General features: G+C 53.0%; 13 protein-coding genes and 1 tRNA gene. 12 read left to right on the top strand and 2 right to left on the bottom strand.

Annotated elements, in window-relative coordinates; all coding sequences use genetic code 11:
• Positions 1 to 28: 28 nt before the first annotated feature.
• A tRNA-Gln gene (locus OGX89_RS19210) sits at positions 29 to 103 on the top strand.
• A gap of 120 nt (positions 104 to 223) precedes the next feature.
• On the opposite strand, the gene ubiF is transcribed toward OGX89_RS19210, so the two are convergent.
• On the bottom strand, positions 224 to 1,399 hold the full coding sequence (ubiF, locus tag OGX89_RS19205; protein WP_003831329.1) for a 3-demethoxyubiquinol 3-hydroxylase: 1,176 nt from the start codon (positions 1,397 to 1,399) through the stop codon (positions 224 to 226).
• Positions 1,400 to 1,544: 145 nt separating this feature from the next.
• Here ubiF and miaB point away from each other — a divergent pair, with 145 nt between their 5' ends.
• From miaB to rihA, 10 genes are all read left to right on the top strand, one after another.
• Complete coding sequence (gene miaB / locus OGX89_RS19200) at positions 1,545 to 2,975, top strand: tRNA (N6-isopentenyl adenosine(37)-C2)-methylthiotransferase MiaB (RefSeq protein ID WP_126955852.1); 1,431 nt, start codon at positions 1,545 to 1,547, stop codon at positions 2,973 to 2,975.
• Between the two features lie 206 nt (positions 2,976 to 3,181).
• Positions 3,182 to 4,228, top strand: a complete 1,047-nt coding sequence (locus OGX89_RS19195) for a PhoH family protein (protein WP_003022776.1) — start codon at positions 3,182 to 3,184, stop codon at positions 4,226 to 4,228.
• Complete coding sequence (gene ybeY / locus OGX89_RS19190; protein ID WP_003831323.1) at positions 4,225 to 4,692, top strand: rRNA maturation RNase YbeY; 468 nt, start codon at positions 4,225 to 4,227, stop codon at positions 4,690 to 4,692. Before OGX89_RS19195 ends, ybeY begins: the two co-directional genes overlap by 4 nt.
• Positions 4,693 to 4,821: 129 nt before the next feature.
• Positions 4,822 to 5,700, top strand: a complete 879-nt coding sequence (gene corC, locus OGX89_RS19185; RefSeq protein WP_003022770.1) for a CNNM family magnesium/cobalt transport protein CorC — start codon at positions 4,822 to 4,824, stop codon at positions 5,698 to 5,700.
• A 24-nt stretch (positions 5,701 to 5,724) separates the two neighbouring features.
• On the top strand, positions 5,725 to 7,263 hold the full coding sequence (lnt, locus tag OGX89_RS19180) for an apolipoprotein N-acyltransferase (RefSeq protein ID WP_003831320.1): 1,539 nt from the start codon (positions 5,725 to 5,727) through the stop codon (positions 7,261 to 7,263).
• Positions 7,264 to 7,682: 419 nt separating this feature from the next.
• Entirely contained in the window at positions 7,683 to 8,591 is a 909-nt protein-coding gene (gene gltI / locus OGX89_RS19175; protein ID WP_003831318.1) for a glutamate/aspartate ABC transporter substrate-binding protein GltI, read from the top strand.
• A gap of 159 nt (positions 8,592 to 8,750) precedes the next feature.
• Positions 8,751 to 9,491 carry a glutamate/aspartate ABC transporter permease GltJ gene (gene gltJ, locus OGX89_RS19170; protein WP_126955854.1) on the top strand — a complete coding sequence of 247 codons (741 nt, stop codon included), beginning with the start codon at positions 8,751 to 8,753 and terminating at the stop codon, positions 9,489 to 9,491.
• Positions 9,491 to 10,165 carry a glutamate/aspartate ABC transporter permease GltK gene (gene gltK / locus OGX89_RS19165; protein WP_003831315.1) on the top strand — a complete coding sequence of 225 codons (675 nt, stop codon included), beginning with the start codon at positions 9,491 to 9,493 and terminating at the stop codon, positions 10,163 to 10,165. The genes gltJ and gltK overlap by 1 nt, the downstream gene beginning before the upstream one ends.
• Complete coding sequence (gltL, locus tag OGX89_RS19160) at positions 10,165 to 10,890, top strand: glutamate/aspartate ABC transporter ATP-binding protein GltL (protein ID WP_003022754.1); 726 nt, start codon at positions 10,165 to 10,167, stop codon at positions 10,888 to 10,890. The genes gltK and gltL overlap by 1 nt, the downstream gene beginning before the upstream one ends.
• A 116-nt stretch (positions 10,891 to 11,006) precedes the next feature.
• Positions 11,007 to 11,942: a pyrimidine-specific ribonucleoside hydrolase RihA gene (gene rihA / locus OGX89_RS19155; protein WP_126955855.1), complete on the top strand. Its 936-nt coding sequence runs from the start codon at positions 11,007 to 11,009 to the stop codon at positions 11,940 to 11,942.
• A 96-nt stretch (positions 11,943 to 12,038) separates the two neighbouring features.
• Here rihA and OGX89_RS19150 read toward each other — a convergent pair whose 3' ends face one another.
• Complete coding sequence (locus OGX89_RS19150; RefSeq protein WP_003022748.1) at positions 12,039 to 12,521, bottom strand: zinc ribbon-containing protein; 483 nt, start codon at positions 12,519 to 12,521, stop codon at positions 12,039 to 12,041.
• Positions 12,522 to 12,756: 235 nt separating this feature from the next.
• On the opposite strand from OGX89_RS19150, the gene leuS reads away from it, so the two are divergent.
• Positions 12,757 to 15,339, top strand: a complete 2,583-nt coding sequence (gene leuS / locus OGX89_RS19145) for a leucine--tRNA ligase (protein WP_126955856.1) — start codon at positions 12,757 to 12,759, stop codon at positions 15,337 to 15,339.
• Positions 15,340 to 15,342: the final 3 nt, after the last annotated feature.

Here is a 15,342-nt window from a genome sequence, read left to right as displayed (position 1 = left end):
AAGTCGTCCACTCTGTGGGTGCACCCGTTGGGGTATCGCCAAGCGGTAAGGCTCTGGTTTCTGATACCAGCATTCCGAGGTTCGAATCCTCGTACCCCAGCCATATTAAAAAAGCTCGCTTCGGCGAGCTTTTTGCTTTTCTGACGCCGGATGACGACAAGCTTTACCCGGCCTACATGAGCTGTAGGCCTGATAAACGTAGCGCCATCAGGCACCACTCGAACTACAACCCTAACGCATACTTCAGTGCCTGACGTTTCAGTACGCCAGCGCGCTCTGCGGCCATGAGCCCGAGATTACGCATGATGCGCAGCGGCTGCAGGTTATTGCTAAATCCAGCATAGAACAGATCCATACCGCTTTGCATGATGAAATTGTCAGTCATACGGCGATTCTGATAGCGCTTGAGCACCGGCTGACTGGCCCAGGATTCACCGTAGCTGCGCGCGTTCACCAGCACATCAATCAACGCATCAACATCACGAAAGCCCAGATTGACGCCCTGCCCCGCCAGCGGATGAATGGTATGCGCGGCATCACCTACCAGCGCCAGCCCCGGTTGCACATATTGCAGCGCATGACGACGCGTAAGCGGGAACGCCCCCGCAGCCACTGGCATCACCTTACCGAGTCGCGATGGAAAATGTTTAGCAATCTCCGTCTGCAATTGCGGCATATTCAGCGCTTGCAATTGGCGGATGCGAGCCGGTGAGTCGTACCACACCAACGAGGCCCAGTTATCAAACAGCGGTAAAAACGCGCGCGGGCCGTCAGGCGTAAATTGCTGCCAGGTGCTGTCTCCCGGTGAGTTTTCGCATTGCACGGTTATCAACATACAGGACTGCGCGTACTGCCAGGCATGGATACCAATCCCGGCCATTTTTCGCACCTGAGAGTTGGCACCATCGGCGCCGATAACCAGCTTCGCGCTGATGGTTTCGCCGCCTGCCAGCTCAAGCTCATGTCGATCGTTATGTTGATGCAAAGAAATCAGGGACGCCGGTACGCGCAGCGTGACTTTAGGGTGAGCTTCCAGAGCCTGCCAGAGCGCCTGTTGCAGGACCGTGTTTTCCACCATATAGCCCAACAGAGGCAGCTTAAGCTCGGCGGCATCAAACATCACATGGGCATTTTCCCACTCCCACGTTTCCAGTCGACGATAAGGATGGCTGCGCATCCCCTGCACCGTATCCCAGACGCCCAGCCCTTTTAGCAACGACACCGATGCGGAACTTATGGCAGAAATTCTGACATCAGGCTGTCCGTCAGCCACAAACGGCGCGGGAACGGCATGCTCAATGACCGTTACCGTAAATCCATGCTGCGCCAGTCCAAGCGCCAGCGCGCCGCCGACCATCCCCCCGCCGACAATGGCAATTTCCGTTGGTTGATTTGTCATGGTCAATTATCCAGTTACATGTATTGTGTAAGTTTACAGGATTTTTTACCCCTTGAGGCTGACATCCGTCATACTGGTCACAACCGCGCCAAAGCAGTACACTATGCGCCCTGCATTTCAGCCACAATTTCGCAAGAGCAAGTCGATGACCAAAAAACTCCATATTAAAACCTGGGGCTGTCAGATGAACGAATACGATTCATCGAAGATGGCCGATCTGCTGGATGCCACTCATGGGTATCAACTGACTGACGTGGCGGAAGAAGCGGATGTGCTGCTGCTGAATACCTGCTCAATCCGTGAGAAGGCTCAGGAAAAAGTGTTCCATCAACTGGGCCGCTGGAAACTGTTAAAAGAGAAAAATCCCAAGCTCATCATTGGGGTCGGTGGCTGTGTTGCGTCTCAGGAAGGCGATCATATTCGCCAGCGCGCGCATTACGTCGATATTATTTTTGGGCCGCAAACGCTGCACCGCCTGCCTGAAATGATCAACAAAGTGCGTGGAAGCACGACCCGTAGCCCGGTGGTTGATATCAGTTTCCCGGAGATCGAAAAGTTCGACCGCCTGCCGGAACCGCGTGCTGAAGGTCCAAGCGCGTTTGTGTCCATCATGGAAGGTTGTAATAAATATTGTACTTACTGCGTGGTGCCCTACACCCGCGGTGAGGAAGTCAGCCGTCCGGCGGATGATATTCTGTTTGAAATCGCCCAGCTTGCAGCCCAAGGCGTGCGTGAAGTGAACCTGCTGGGGCAAAACGTGAACGCCTGGCGTGGTGAGAACTACGACGGCACGATCGGATCTTTTGCCGATCTGTTACGTCTGGTCGCAGCGATCGACGGTATTGATCGTATCCGCTTCACCACCAGCCATCCGATCGAATTCACCGATGATATCGTTGAAGTTTATCGCGATACGCCAGAGCTGGTGAGCTTCCTGCATCTGCCGGTACAGAGCGGTTCAGACCGCGTACTGAACCTGATGGGGCGTACCCATACCGCGCTGGAATACAAAGCGATCATCCGCAAACTGCGCGCTGCGCGTCCGGATATCCAGATTAGCTCCGACTTCATCGTTGGCTTCCCGGGTGAGACCACGCAGGATTTCGAGCAGACCATGAAGCTGATTGCTGACGTCAATTTTGACATGAGCTACAGCTTTATTTTCTCTGCGCGTCCTGGCACCCCTGCCGCCGATATGGTTGACGACGTACCGGAAGAAGAGAAGAAACAGCGTCTGTACATTCTACAGGAGCGTATCAACCAGCAAGCTATGGCCTGGAGCCGCCGTATGGTCGGCACGACCCAGCGCATTCTGGTTGAAGGCACATCGCGTAAGAGCATCATGGAACTGTCAGGCCGTACCGAAAATAACCGTGTGGTGAACTTTGAAGGCAACCCGGATATGGTCGGTAAGTTCGTGGACGTAGAAATTACCGATGTCTGGACTAACTCCCTGCGCGGTAAAGTGGTGCGTACCGAGGACGAAATGGGCCTGCGCATCGCAGAATCCCCTGAGTCGGTTATTGCGCGTACGCGCAAAGAAAACGATCTGGGCGTCAGTATTTATCAGCCTTAATCCTGCTGAAAAACGTAAACAAGGCCCGATGGCACTATGCTTATCGGGCCAACACTCCCAGGCTCGCTGCTCCAGCGGGCCTTGTAATCTGCCCTATCATCCCCATATTTGCTGCAATGCTTGCGCCTTTCCCCCATGGCGTGAATAATTTCCTTAGATGCCGGTAAATGTTCAGCGTCCGGCGAGACATGCATAAGAGGAACAGTTTGAACATAGACACTCGCGAAATAACCCTTGAACCCGCAGACAACGCCCGCCTGTTGAGCCTTTGCGGCCCATTTGATGACAACATCAAACAGCTGGAACGTCGCCTCGGCATCGAAATTAACCGCCGTGATAACCACTTTAAACTGACCGGTCGTCCAATTTGCGTCACCGCTGCGGCAGATATTTTACGTAGCCTGTACGTCGATACCGCCCCAATGCGCGGTCAGACGCAGGACATCGAGCCTGAACAAATTCATCTGGCGATCAAAGAAGCGCGTGTGCTTGAGCAAAGCGCAGACAGCGTGCCTGAATTTGGCAAAGCGGTGAACATCAAAACCAAGCGTGGAGTAATTAAGCCGCGCACGCCGAACCAGGCACAGTACATTGCGAATATCCTCGACCACGACATTACATTTGGCGTTGGCCCTGCGGGTACGGGTAAAACGTATCTCGCGGTTGCCGCTGCGGTTGATGCGCTTGAGCGTCAGGAGATCCGTCGCATTCTGCTGACCCGTCCGGCAGTGGAAGCGGGCGAAAAACTGGGATTCCTGCCAGGAGATCTCAGCCAGAAAGTCGATCCGTATTTACGACCGCTGTATGACGCGCTTTTCGAAATGCTTGGCTTTGAAAAGGTTGAAAAGCTGATTGAGCGTAACGTCATTGAAGTTGCGCCCCTGGCCTACATGCGCGGTCGTACGTTGAACGATGCGTTCATCATTCTTGATGAAAGCCAGAACACTACCATCGAACAGATGAAAATGTTCCTGACCCGTATCGGCTTTAACTCTAAAGCGGTCATCACAGGTGATATCACCCAGATTGACCTGCCGCGTAGCACCAAATCTGGTCTGCGTCATGCCATTGAAGTACTGGCTGAAGTCGACGAAATTAGTTTTAATTTCTTCCATAGCGAAGACGTGGTGCGCCACCCGGTGGTCGCCCGTATCGTCACGGCGTATGAAGCCTGGGAAGAAGCAGAACAGAAACGCAAAGCCGAGCAGGCTGCAGAACGCAAGCGCGAAGCTCAGGAGCAGGAACAAAAATGAGTCAGGTTATCCTCGATTTACAGCTGGCATGTGAAGACGAATCCGGTTTACCAACAGAAAGTCAGTTTCAGGGCTGGCTGGATGCGGTGATCCCGCAGTTTCAGGAAGAATCAGAGGTGACCATTCGTCTGGTCGATGACGCGGAAAGCCACGACCTGAACCTGACCTATCGCGGGAAAGACAAATCCACCAACGTGCTCTCTTTCCCGTTTGAGGCTCCGCCGGGCATCGAGATGCCGCTGCTGGGCGATTTGATCATCTGCCGTCAGGTGGTTGAGAAAGAAGCGCAGGAGCAAGGCAAACCGCTTGAGGCCCACTGGGCGCACATGGTGGTGCACGGTAGCCTACATTTACTCGGCTACGACCATATTGAAGACGATGAAGCGGAAGAGATGGAATCCCTCGAAACAGAGATTATGCTTGCTCTGGGCTATGAGGATCCGTACATTGCCGAGAAAGAGTAAGCATTTCGACATCTTGTAGGCCTGATAAGGCCTACCTGGTTTGAAGTACAATGAAGAGATATGCCGTCAACAGCTGAGTAAACGCATGACGCGCTTTGTATTAACTAACATGAGAACCCATACGACGCCATGAGCGACGACAATTCACACAGTAGTGACACCTTAAACAGCAAAAAGGGATTTTTTTCCCTGTTACTGAGCCAACTTTTCCACGGTGAACCGAAAAACCGCGACGAACTGTTGGAGCTGATCCGTGATTCCGGGCAAAACGACCTTATCGATGAAGATACGCGCGATATGCTCGAAGGGGTAATGGATATTGCGGACCAACGTGTTCGCGACATCATGATCCCTCGCTCCCAGATGATTACCCTGAAACGCAACCAAACTCTGGACGAATGCCTCGATGTCATTATCGAGTCTGCCCACTCGCGTTTCCCGGTAATTAGCGAAGACAAGGATCACATTGAAGGGATTCTGATGGCCAAAGATCTGCTGCCGTTTATGCGTAGCGATGCCGAAGCCTTCAGCATGGAGAAAGTGTTACGCCAGGCGGTTGTCGTCCCTGAAAGCAAGCGGGTTGACCGCATGCTGAAAGAGTTCCGCTCCCAGCGTTATCATATGGCTATCGTCATCGACGAGTTTGGCGGTGTCTCAGGTCTGGTGACCATTGAGGACATCCTTGAACTGATTGTCGGTGAAATTGAAGACGAGTACGACGAAGAAGACGATATTGATTTCCGTCAGCTCAGTCGCCACACCTGGACTATTCGTGCGCTGGCGCCGATTGAAGACTTCAACGAAGCTTTCGGCACGCATTTCAGCGATGAAGAAGTGGATACCATTGGCGGGTTGGTCATGCAGGCCTTCGGTCATCTGCCCGCGCGTGGAGAGACCATCGACATTGATGGTTACCAGTTCAAAGTGGCAATGGCCGATAGCCGTCGTATTATTCAGGTTCATGTCAGAATTCCGGACGACTCACCCCAGCCCAAACTGGACGAATAAACCCGAAACTGGATCTAAGACTACATGGCATTTGCCCCATTAATTGAACGCCAGCGCATTCGCCTGCTGCTGGCGTTATTATTCGGTGCCTGCGGGACACTGGCTTTCTCACCGTATGACATCTGGCCCGCTGCGATTGTTTCGCTGATGGGTCTGCAGGCTCTCACCTTCAACCGCCGTCCGCTCCAGTCTGCCGCTATCGGCTACTTCTGGGGACTGGGACTGTTTGGCTCAGGCATCAACTGGGTTTACGTCAGTATCGCGCAGTTTGGCGGTATGCCGGGCCCCGTTAACGTCTTCCTCGTGGTTCTGCTTGCTGCTTACCTTTCCCTCTACACCGGCCTGTTTGCCGGCGTTTTGGCGCGTCTGTGGCCGAAAACTACCTGGACACGCGTAGCGATTGCCGCGCCGGTAGTCTGGCAAATCACTGAATTTCTACGCGGCTGGGTACTGACCGGTTTTCCGTGGCTGCAGTTCGGCTACAGCCAGATCGACGGTCCGTTAAAAGGGCTGGCGCCGGTAATGGGCGTTGAGGCGATTAACTTCCTGCTGATGATGGTTAGTGGCCTGCTGGCACTTGCGCTGGTAACGCGTAACTGGAAGCCGCTGGCTGCCGCCGCAGTTCTTTTCGCTCTGCCCTTTCCGCTACGTTATATTCAGTGGTACACGCTGGAGCCGGAAAAAACCACCCAGGTCTCGATGGTGCAGGGTGACATCCCGCAGTCGCTCAAATGGGATGAAGGCCAGTTACTCAACACCCTGAAGATTTATCTCGACGCCTCCCAGCCTGAGATGGGCAAATCACAGCTCATCATCTGGCCAGAATCCGCTATTCCTGACCTGGAAATTAACCAGCAGCGTTTTCTGAGTATGATGGATGACCTGCTGAAATCGAAAAACAGCACGCTGATTACCGGTATTGTAGACGCGCGTCTGAACAAGCAGAATCGTTACGACACTTACAACACCATCATCACACTGGGTAAAGACAGCCCATACAGCTACGACTCCAGCAACCGCTACAACAAAAACCATCTGGTACCGTTTGGCGAGTTTGTCCCGCTGGAATCTATCCTGCGCCCGCTAGCGCCATTCTTTGACCTGCCAATGTCTTCGTTCAGCCGCGGTCCTTATGTACAGCCACAGTTGCATGCACACGGGTTTAAGCTGACCGCTGCCATCTGCTACGAAATCATTCTTGGCGAACAGGTACGGGATAACTTCCGCCCGGATACGGACTACCTGCTGACTATCTCCAACGATGCATGGTTTGGTAAATCTATTGGCCCGTGGCAGCACTTCCAGATGGCGCGTATGCGTTCCCTGGAGCTGGCGCGACCTCTGCTGCGTAGCACCAACAACGGTATTACGGCGGTGATTGGTCCGCAGGGCGAAGTGCAGGCGATGATCCCGCAGTTTACCCGCCAGGTGCTGACCACCAGCGTGACGCCAACGACGGGCTTAACCCCTTATGCCCGTACCGGAAACTGGCCGCTCTGGCTGCTAACCGCGCTGTTTGGCTTTGGCGCAGTGGTAATGAGTCTGCGCCAACGTCGTAAATAAACCAGTACCCCATCAAATGTAGGCCGGATAAGGCGGTACGCCGCCATCCGGCAGTTGTGCCGCATCGTGCCTGATGGCGCTACGCTTATCAGACCTACTCCCCCCTTCCGCTCTTCCAATGCCCATTCTGGCACGTCTATTGCTTTGTTCTACAAGGCAAACGCTGTTTTGGCTGAATGTGCAACCTGGTCGCACCAAAGTTGAGCGCCGGTAGCACCTGAAAAGTGCAACAAGATATTTTTGCCCCCAAATGGTGCGGCGCACTTCGCAAAAATAAACAATAACACAGCAAATTCTTTACATTCATCCAAACTAAATGTTAACAAACACATACAAGACTGCACGTTTTAGTAGCAAACAATAACAACATCACAATGGGTATCAATGCGTCCCTGGCGCAGACGATAAAGGAGTTGGATATGCAATTACGTAAGCTCGCCACTGCCATGCTGGTCATGGGAATGTCCGCCGGTCTGGCGCACGCAGAAGACGCAGCACCAGCGGCAGGCAGCACGCTGGATAAGATCGCCAAAAATGGCGTAATCGTTGTCGGCCACCGTGAATCATCAGTACCGTTTTCTTACTACGATAATCAGCAAAAAGTGGTCGGTTATTCACAGGATTACTCCAACGCGATCGTTGACGCCGTGAAGAAAAAGCTGAACAAGCCTGATCTGCAGGTGAAACTGATCCCGATTACTTCTCAAAACCGTATCCCGCTGCTGCAAAACGGCACCTTCGATTTTGAATGTGGATCCACCACCAACAACGTCGAGCGCCAAAAACAAGCGGCTTTCTCTGACACCATTTTCGTTGTCGGCACCCGTCTGCTGGCGAAAAAAGGCGGCGACGTCAAAGATTTCGCCGATCTGAAAGGTAAAGCCGTAGTCGTGACTTCGGGTACCACCTCCGAAGTTCTGCTGCACAAGCTGAATGAAGAACAAAAAATGGATATGCGCATCATCAGCGCGAAAGACCACGGTGACTCTTTCCGTACTCTGGAAAGCGGTCGCGCCGTTGCCTTTATGATGGATGACGCCCTGCTGGCTGGCGAGCGCGCGAAAGCGAAGAAACCAGACAACTGGGAGATCGTCGGCAAGCCACAGTCTCAGGAAGCCTACGGCTGTATGTTGCGCAAAGATGATCCTGAGTTCAAAAAGCTGATGGACGACACTATCGCCAAGGCGCAAACCTCAGGCGAAGCTGAGAAATGGTTTGATAAGTGGTTTAAAAATCCAATTCCACCGAAGAACCTGAACATGAATTTCGAACTGTCAGACGAGATGAAAGCTCTGTTCAAAGAACCAAATGATAAAGCGCTTAACTAACTAAAATAAATGGGAGGCTTCCCCTCCCTCTCGATTGTTACTCGGCACGGACAGACTATAAGCCTGATGGTCGTTCCCCATCAGGCCTGAAAACCGCAAAACGCCGAATAACAATCTTCGAGGGTAGCGCTGCTACCCTTTTTTTTCTGGAGTAGATTTATGTCTATAGACTGGAACTGGGGTATTTTTTTACAACAAGCCCCGTTCGGCAACACCACCTATCTCGGCTGGCTCTGGAGTGGTTTCCAGGTCACTGTCGCGTTATCCATCACCGCCTGGATTATCGCTTTCCTCATAGGCTCTTTATTCGGCATCTTACGTACCGTTCCAAATCGTTTCCTTTCTGGGATCGGCACGCTGTACGTTGAGCTGTTTCGTAACGTTCCGCTCATCGTCCAGTTTTTTACCTGGTATCTGGTTATTCCGGAACTGCTGCCGGAAAACATTGGGATGTGGTTCAAGGCTGAGTTGGATCCCACCATCCAGTTCTTCCTCTCATCAATGCTTTGTCTGGGGCTGTTTACCGCCGCGCGCGTCTGCGAACAGGTTCGCGCCGCAATTCAGTCTCTGCCTCGTGGGCAGAAAAACGCCGCACTGGCGATGGGGCTAACGTTGCCGCAGGCCTACCGCTATGTTCTGTTGCCAAACGCCTACCGCGTGATTGTTCCGCCAATGACCTCAGAGATGATGAACCTGGTGAAGAACTCCGCTATCGCCTCCACCATCGGCCTGGTCGATATGGCGGCACAGGCGGGCAAACTGCTGGATTACTCCGCCCACGCATGGGAATCGTTTACCGCTATCACTCTGGCTTACGTCCTGATTAACGCCGTCATCATGCTGGTGATGAATCTCGTTGAACGTAAAATCCGCCTGCCTGGCAATTTGGGAGGCAAATAATGTACGAATTTGACTGGAGTTCTATCATCCCTTCCCTGCCGTATCTGCTGGATGGGTTAATCATCACGCTGAAAATCACCGTTACGGCGGTAGTCATTGGTATTGTCTGGGGAACCATCCTTGCAGTAATGCGTCTGTCCAGCTTCGCGCCGATTGCCTGGTTTGCGAAAGGCTACGTCAACGTATTTCGTTCTATTCCGCTGGTCATGGTGCTGCTGTGGTTCTACCTGATTGTGCCCGGCTTCCTGCAAAACGTACTGGGTCTGTCGCCAAAAACCGATATTCGCCTGATCTCAGCAATGGTCGCGTTTTCGATGTTTGAAGCCGCGTACTATTCCGAGATTATCCGTGCCGGTATCCAGAGTATTTCTCGTGGGCAATCCAGCGCCGCGCTGGCTCTGGGGATGACCCACTGGCAGTCGATGAAGCTCATTATTCTGCCGCAGGCATTCCGCGCGATGGTACCGCTGCTGCTAACCCAGGGCATCGTACTCTTCCAGGATACCTCGCTGGTCTATGTATTAAGTCTGGCAGACTTCTTCCGTACCGCCTCTACCATTGGCGAGCGTGACGGCACACAGGTTGAAATGATCCTGTTTGCTGGCGCCGTTTATTTTGTATTCAGTCTGAGCGCATCGTTGTTGGTCAGCTATTTGAAGAAAAGGACAGTTTAATGATTACCCTGAAAAATGTTTCTAAATGGTATGGTCACTTTCAGGTGCTGACCGACTGCTCCACGGAAGTGAAAAAAGGTGAAGTGGTGGTGGTCTGCGGCCCGTCAGGTTCAGGTAAATCAACGCTTATCAAAACGGTGAACGGGCTGGAGCCGGTACAGCAGGGCGTCATCACCGTTGATGGTACCGTGGTGAATGATAAAAAAACTGATCTGGCCAAACTGCGCTCTCGCGTTGGTATGGTGTTCCAGCACTTTGAACTGTTCCCTCACCTGTCGATCATTGAGAACCTGACTCTGGCGCAGGTAAAAGTGCTCAAGCGCGATAAAAAGCCGGCCCGCGACAAAGCGCAAAAGTTACTGGAACGCGTTGGTCTGTCAGCACATGCCGAAAAGTTTCCAGCTCAGCTCTCAGGGGGCCAGCAACAGCGTGTCGCTATCGCCCGGGCGCTGTGCATGGATCCTATCGCCATGCTGTTTGACGAGCCGACGTCGGCGCTTGATCCTGAAATGATCAACGAAGTACTGGACGTTATGGTTGAACTGGCCAATGAAGGGATGACCATGATGGTGGTAACCCACGAAATGGGCTTTGCGCGTAAAGTGGCGAACCGGGTGATCTTCATGGATGAAGGGAAAATTGTTGAAGACTCACCGAAAGAAGAGTTCTTCGCTAATCCGAAATCGGACCGCGCCAAAGACTTCCTCGCGAAAATACTGCACTAATCTTGCTGGCGCGCACCTCCATGTGCGCGCCACCTCACGCTTTATATCTTCGCCTCTCGAAACACATACAGCCCAGCGTTAACCTTGTCACAAAGTCCCACTTACAAGGAGCAACAATGGCACTTCCTATCCTGTTTGATTGCGATCCGGGTCATGACGACGCTATCGCAATTGTTCTCGCCCTCGCCTCACCAGAACTGGATGTGAAAGCGATAACCTCATCAGCCGGTAACCAGACACCAGACAAAACACTGCGTAACGTGTTGCGCATGTTAACGTTGCTCAACCGTACGGATATACCAGTAGCTGGTGGCGCAGTGAAACCACTAATGCGCGATCTGATTATCGCCGATAACGTTCACGGCGAGAGTGGGCTGGATGGCCCGGCGCTGCCGGAACCCGCTTTTGCGCCACAAGACTGTACCGCCATGGAACTGATGGCGAAAACCCTGCGTGAAAGCCCGGAACCGATGACGATTGTCTCCACCGGGCCGCAAACTAACGTCGCATTGCTCCTGAATAGCCATCCTGAGCTGCACGCCAAAATCGCCCGTATCGTGATTATGGGTGGTGCGATGGGCCTCGGAAACTGGACGCCCGCCGCCGAGTTCAACATCTTCGTGGATCCCGAAGCCGCCGAAATCGTATTCCAGTCGGGTATTCCGGTGGTAATGGCAGGGCTTGACGTCACACATAAAGCGCAAATACATCGGGAGGATACCGAGCGGTTCCGCGCTATCGGCAACCCTGTTTCGACGATCGTGGCTGAACTACTCGACTTCTTCTTTGAATATCACAAAGATGAAAAATGGGGATTCATCGGCGCACCGCTGCATGATCCATGCACCATTGCCTGGCTGCTGAAACCTGAACTGTTTACCACCGTTGAACGCTGGGTCGGCGTGGAAACTCAGGGTAAATATACCCAGGGAATGACCGTGGTGGATTACTATTTCCTGAGCGGCAGGAAGCCAAACGCCACCGTAATAGTAGACGTTGATCGTCAAGGGTTTGTCGATTTGCTGGCAGAACGGCTGAAGTTTTACGCCTAATACACGCCGGATGGCGCTAACGCTTATCCGGCCTACAAAATCGTGCAATTTGTAGGCCGGATAAGACGCTTTGCGTCGCCATCCGGCAAAAAGCGATCACGGCTCAAACGGTCGGCGCTGGAACTGATCGTGTCCGCATTTTGGACACAGCGGCAGCACATCCGGGGTGTAAACCGCTAAATGGAAGTGGCACTTCTCGCAGACCAGATTACCTAATCCGACCACCTCACCGCTGTGATAAACCCCGTGATGACTGAGATCCTGGAACACTTCTCGCCATTCGAGCTGCGTTTTATCGGTAATATCGGCCAGTTCCTGCCAGATACTCTCCTTGATAACCCGCATAAAGACGCTGTCTGTCTCCTCATCGAGACTTTCTTCATAGCTCAGAGCAAACTCTTCCAGGTCACGTCTGACGGCCCGGGTGAGCTCTTCCACCTCGGTTCGCGTTAACTCCCCGGTCTGCATAACTCGTTGACGCGCTTGCTCCACCAACGCATCAATATCGCGTTCGCCATTACGCAGACGTTCGCTCAGTGAAGCCACCAGTTCACGGTAATATTGAGCAACCTTGTTCATCGCTTCGCCTCCTGGGTCGTTAACTGTCTATAATAATAGACGTTATTTACGCTACGCTTTGCAAGACTGTCCACAGAGTGTGTAAATTCGTGCAAGAATTATCCTTGCGGGAATTCAACGCTGAATGCGCGAAAGGCTGTTTTGGCGCGGGCGTTTGGGCTATGCTATGCGGATCTGAAACACCACATCTAGAGCTACGTTTGTAGCTGTATTGAAAACAGGACCACTGGCTGCCATGCAAGAGCAATACCGCCCGGAAGAGATAGAATCCAAAGTACAGCTTCACTGGGATGAGAAGCGCACATTTGAAGTTACCGAAGACGAGAGCAAAGAGAAGTATTACTGCCTGTCTATGCTTCCCTATCCTTCTGGTCGACTACACATGGGCCACGTACGTAACTACACCATCGGTGACGTGATCGCCCGCTACCAGCGCATGCTGGGCAAAAACGTACTGCAGCCAATTGGCTGGGATGCGTTCGGTCTGCCTGCAGAAGGCGCTGCGGTTAAAAACAATACCGCGCCAGCACCATGGACGTACGACAACATCGCATACATGAAAAACCAGCTCAAAATGCTGGGTTTCGGTTACGACTGGAGCCGTGAGCTGGCGACCTGCACCCCAGAATACTACCGTTGGGAACAGAAATTTTTCACCGAGCTGTACAAAAAAGGCCTGGTGTATAAGAAAACGTCTGCGGTCAACTGGTGCCCGAACGACCAGACCGTACTGGCGAACGAACAGGTTATCGACGGCTGCTGCTGGCGTTGCGATACCAAAGTCGAGCGTAAAGAGATCCCACAGTGGTTCATCAAAATCACCGCTTACGCTGACGAACTGCTGCGTGACCTGGATAACCTGGATCACTGGCCTGACACCGTGAAAACGATGCAGCGCAACTGGATTGGCCGTTCTGAAGGCGTGGAAATCACCTTCGATGTGAACGGTTACGACAACACGCTAACCGTTTACACCACCCGCCCGGACACCTTTATGGGTGCGACCTATCTGGCCGTTGCCGCAGGTCACCCGCTGGCGCAGAAAGCTGCTGCAAATAATCCAGAACTGGCCGCCTTCATTGACGAATGCCGCAACACCAAGGTTGCTGAAGCCGAAATGGCAACCATGGAGAAGAAAGGCGTCGACACGGGCTTTAAAGCCGTTCACCCGCTGACTGGCGAAGAAATCCCCGTTTGGGCGGCAAACTTCGTCCTGATGGAATACGGTACGGGCGCAGTCATGGCCGTTCCGGGCCACGATCAGCGCGATTACGAGTTTGCGACAAAATATGGCCTGACCATCAAGCCAGTAATTCTGACCGCTGAAGGCGCAGAGCCGGATCTGTCCGAACAAGCTCTGACCGAAAAAGGCGTGCTGTTTAACTCCGGCGAGTTTGACGGCCTCGGCTTCGAAGCTGCCTTCAACGCCATTGCTGACAAGCTGGTAGCGAAAGGCGTGGGTGAACGTAAAGTGAACTACCGTCTGCGTGACTGGGGTGTTTCCCGTCAGCGTTACTGGGGGGCGCCAATTCCGATGGTGACGCTGGAAGACGGTACCGTACTGCCGACGCCAGAAGATCAGTTGCCGGTTATTCTGCCGGAAGACGTGGTTATGGACGGCATCACCAGCCCAATAAAAGCCGATCCGGAGTGGGCAAAAACTACCGTTAACGGCATGCCTGCGCTGCGCGAAACCGACACCTTCGATACCTTTATGGAATCCTCCTGGTACTACGCGCGCTATACCTGCCCGCAGTACAACGAAGGGATGCTGGATCCAGAAGCCGCAAACTACTGGCTGCCAGTTGATATCTACATTGGTGGTATTGAACACGCCATCATGCACCTGCTCTACTTCCGCTTCTTCCACAAGCTGATGCGCGATGCGGGCATGGTCAACTCTGACGAACCGGCCAAACAGCTGCTGTGCCAGGGTATGGTGCTGGCTGATGCGTTCTATTACGTTGGTGCAAACGGCGAGCGTAACTGGGTTTCTCCGGTTGATGCCATCGTTGAGCGCGACGAAAAAGGTCGTATCGTCAAAGCTCAGGACGCAGAAGGCCATGAACTGGTCTATACCGGCATGAGCAAAATGTCCAAGTCGAAAAATAACGGTATCGACCCGCAGGTCATGGTTGAACGTTACGGCGCTGACACGGTACGTCTGTTCATGATGTTCGCTTCTCCGGCTGATATGACGCTGGAATGGCAGGAATCCGGTGTTGAAGGGGCGAACCGCTTCCTGAAACGTGTATGGAAGCTGGTTTACGAACATACTTCCAAAGGCGATGTTGCTGCCCTGAACGTTGATGCGTTGAGCGAAGACCAAAAAGCGCTGCGTCGCGACGTACATAAAACCATTGCTAAAGTTACCGATGATATCGGTCGTCGTCAGACTTTTAACACTGCAATTGCGGCGATTATGGAGCTGATGAACAAGCTGGCGAAAGCACCGCAGGAAGACGAACAAGACAGAGCCCTGATGCAGGAAGCGTTACTGGCCGTCGTTCGCATGCTGAACCCGTTCACCCCACACGTTTGCTTCACGATGTGGGAAGCACTGAAAGGCGAAGGCGATATCGACAACGCACCGTGGCCGGTGGCAGACGAAACCGCAATGGTTGAAGACTCGAAGCTGGTTGTTGTTCAGGTGAACGGTAAAGTCCGTGGCAAAATTACCGTTCCGGTAAATGCGACAGAAGAACAGGTTCGTGAACGTGCTGGCCAGGAGCATCTGGTGGCAAAATATCTTGATGGCGTTACCGTACGTAAAGTGATTTATGTACCGGGTAAACTCCTCAATCTGGTCGTTGGCTAAGCG

Origin of the sequence: Citrobacter sp. Cpo103 (genome assembly GCF_030332605.1) — a bacterium.
Classification (GTDB): Bacteria; Pseudomonadota; Gammaproteobacteria; order Enterobacterales; family Enterobacteriaceae; genus Citrobacter; species Citrobacter portucalensis.
The sequence above is the reverse complement of the archived record's forward strand: the minus strand, read 5'-3'. Positions and strand labels throughout refer to the sequence as shown.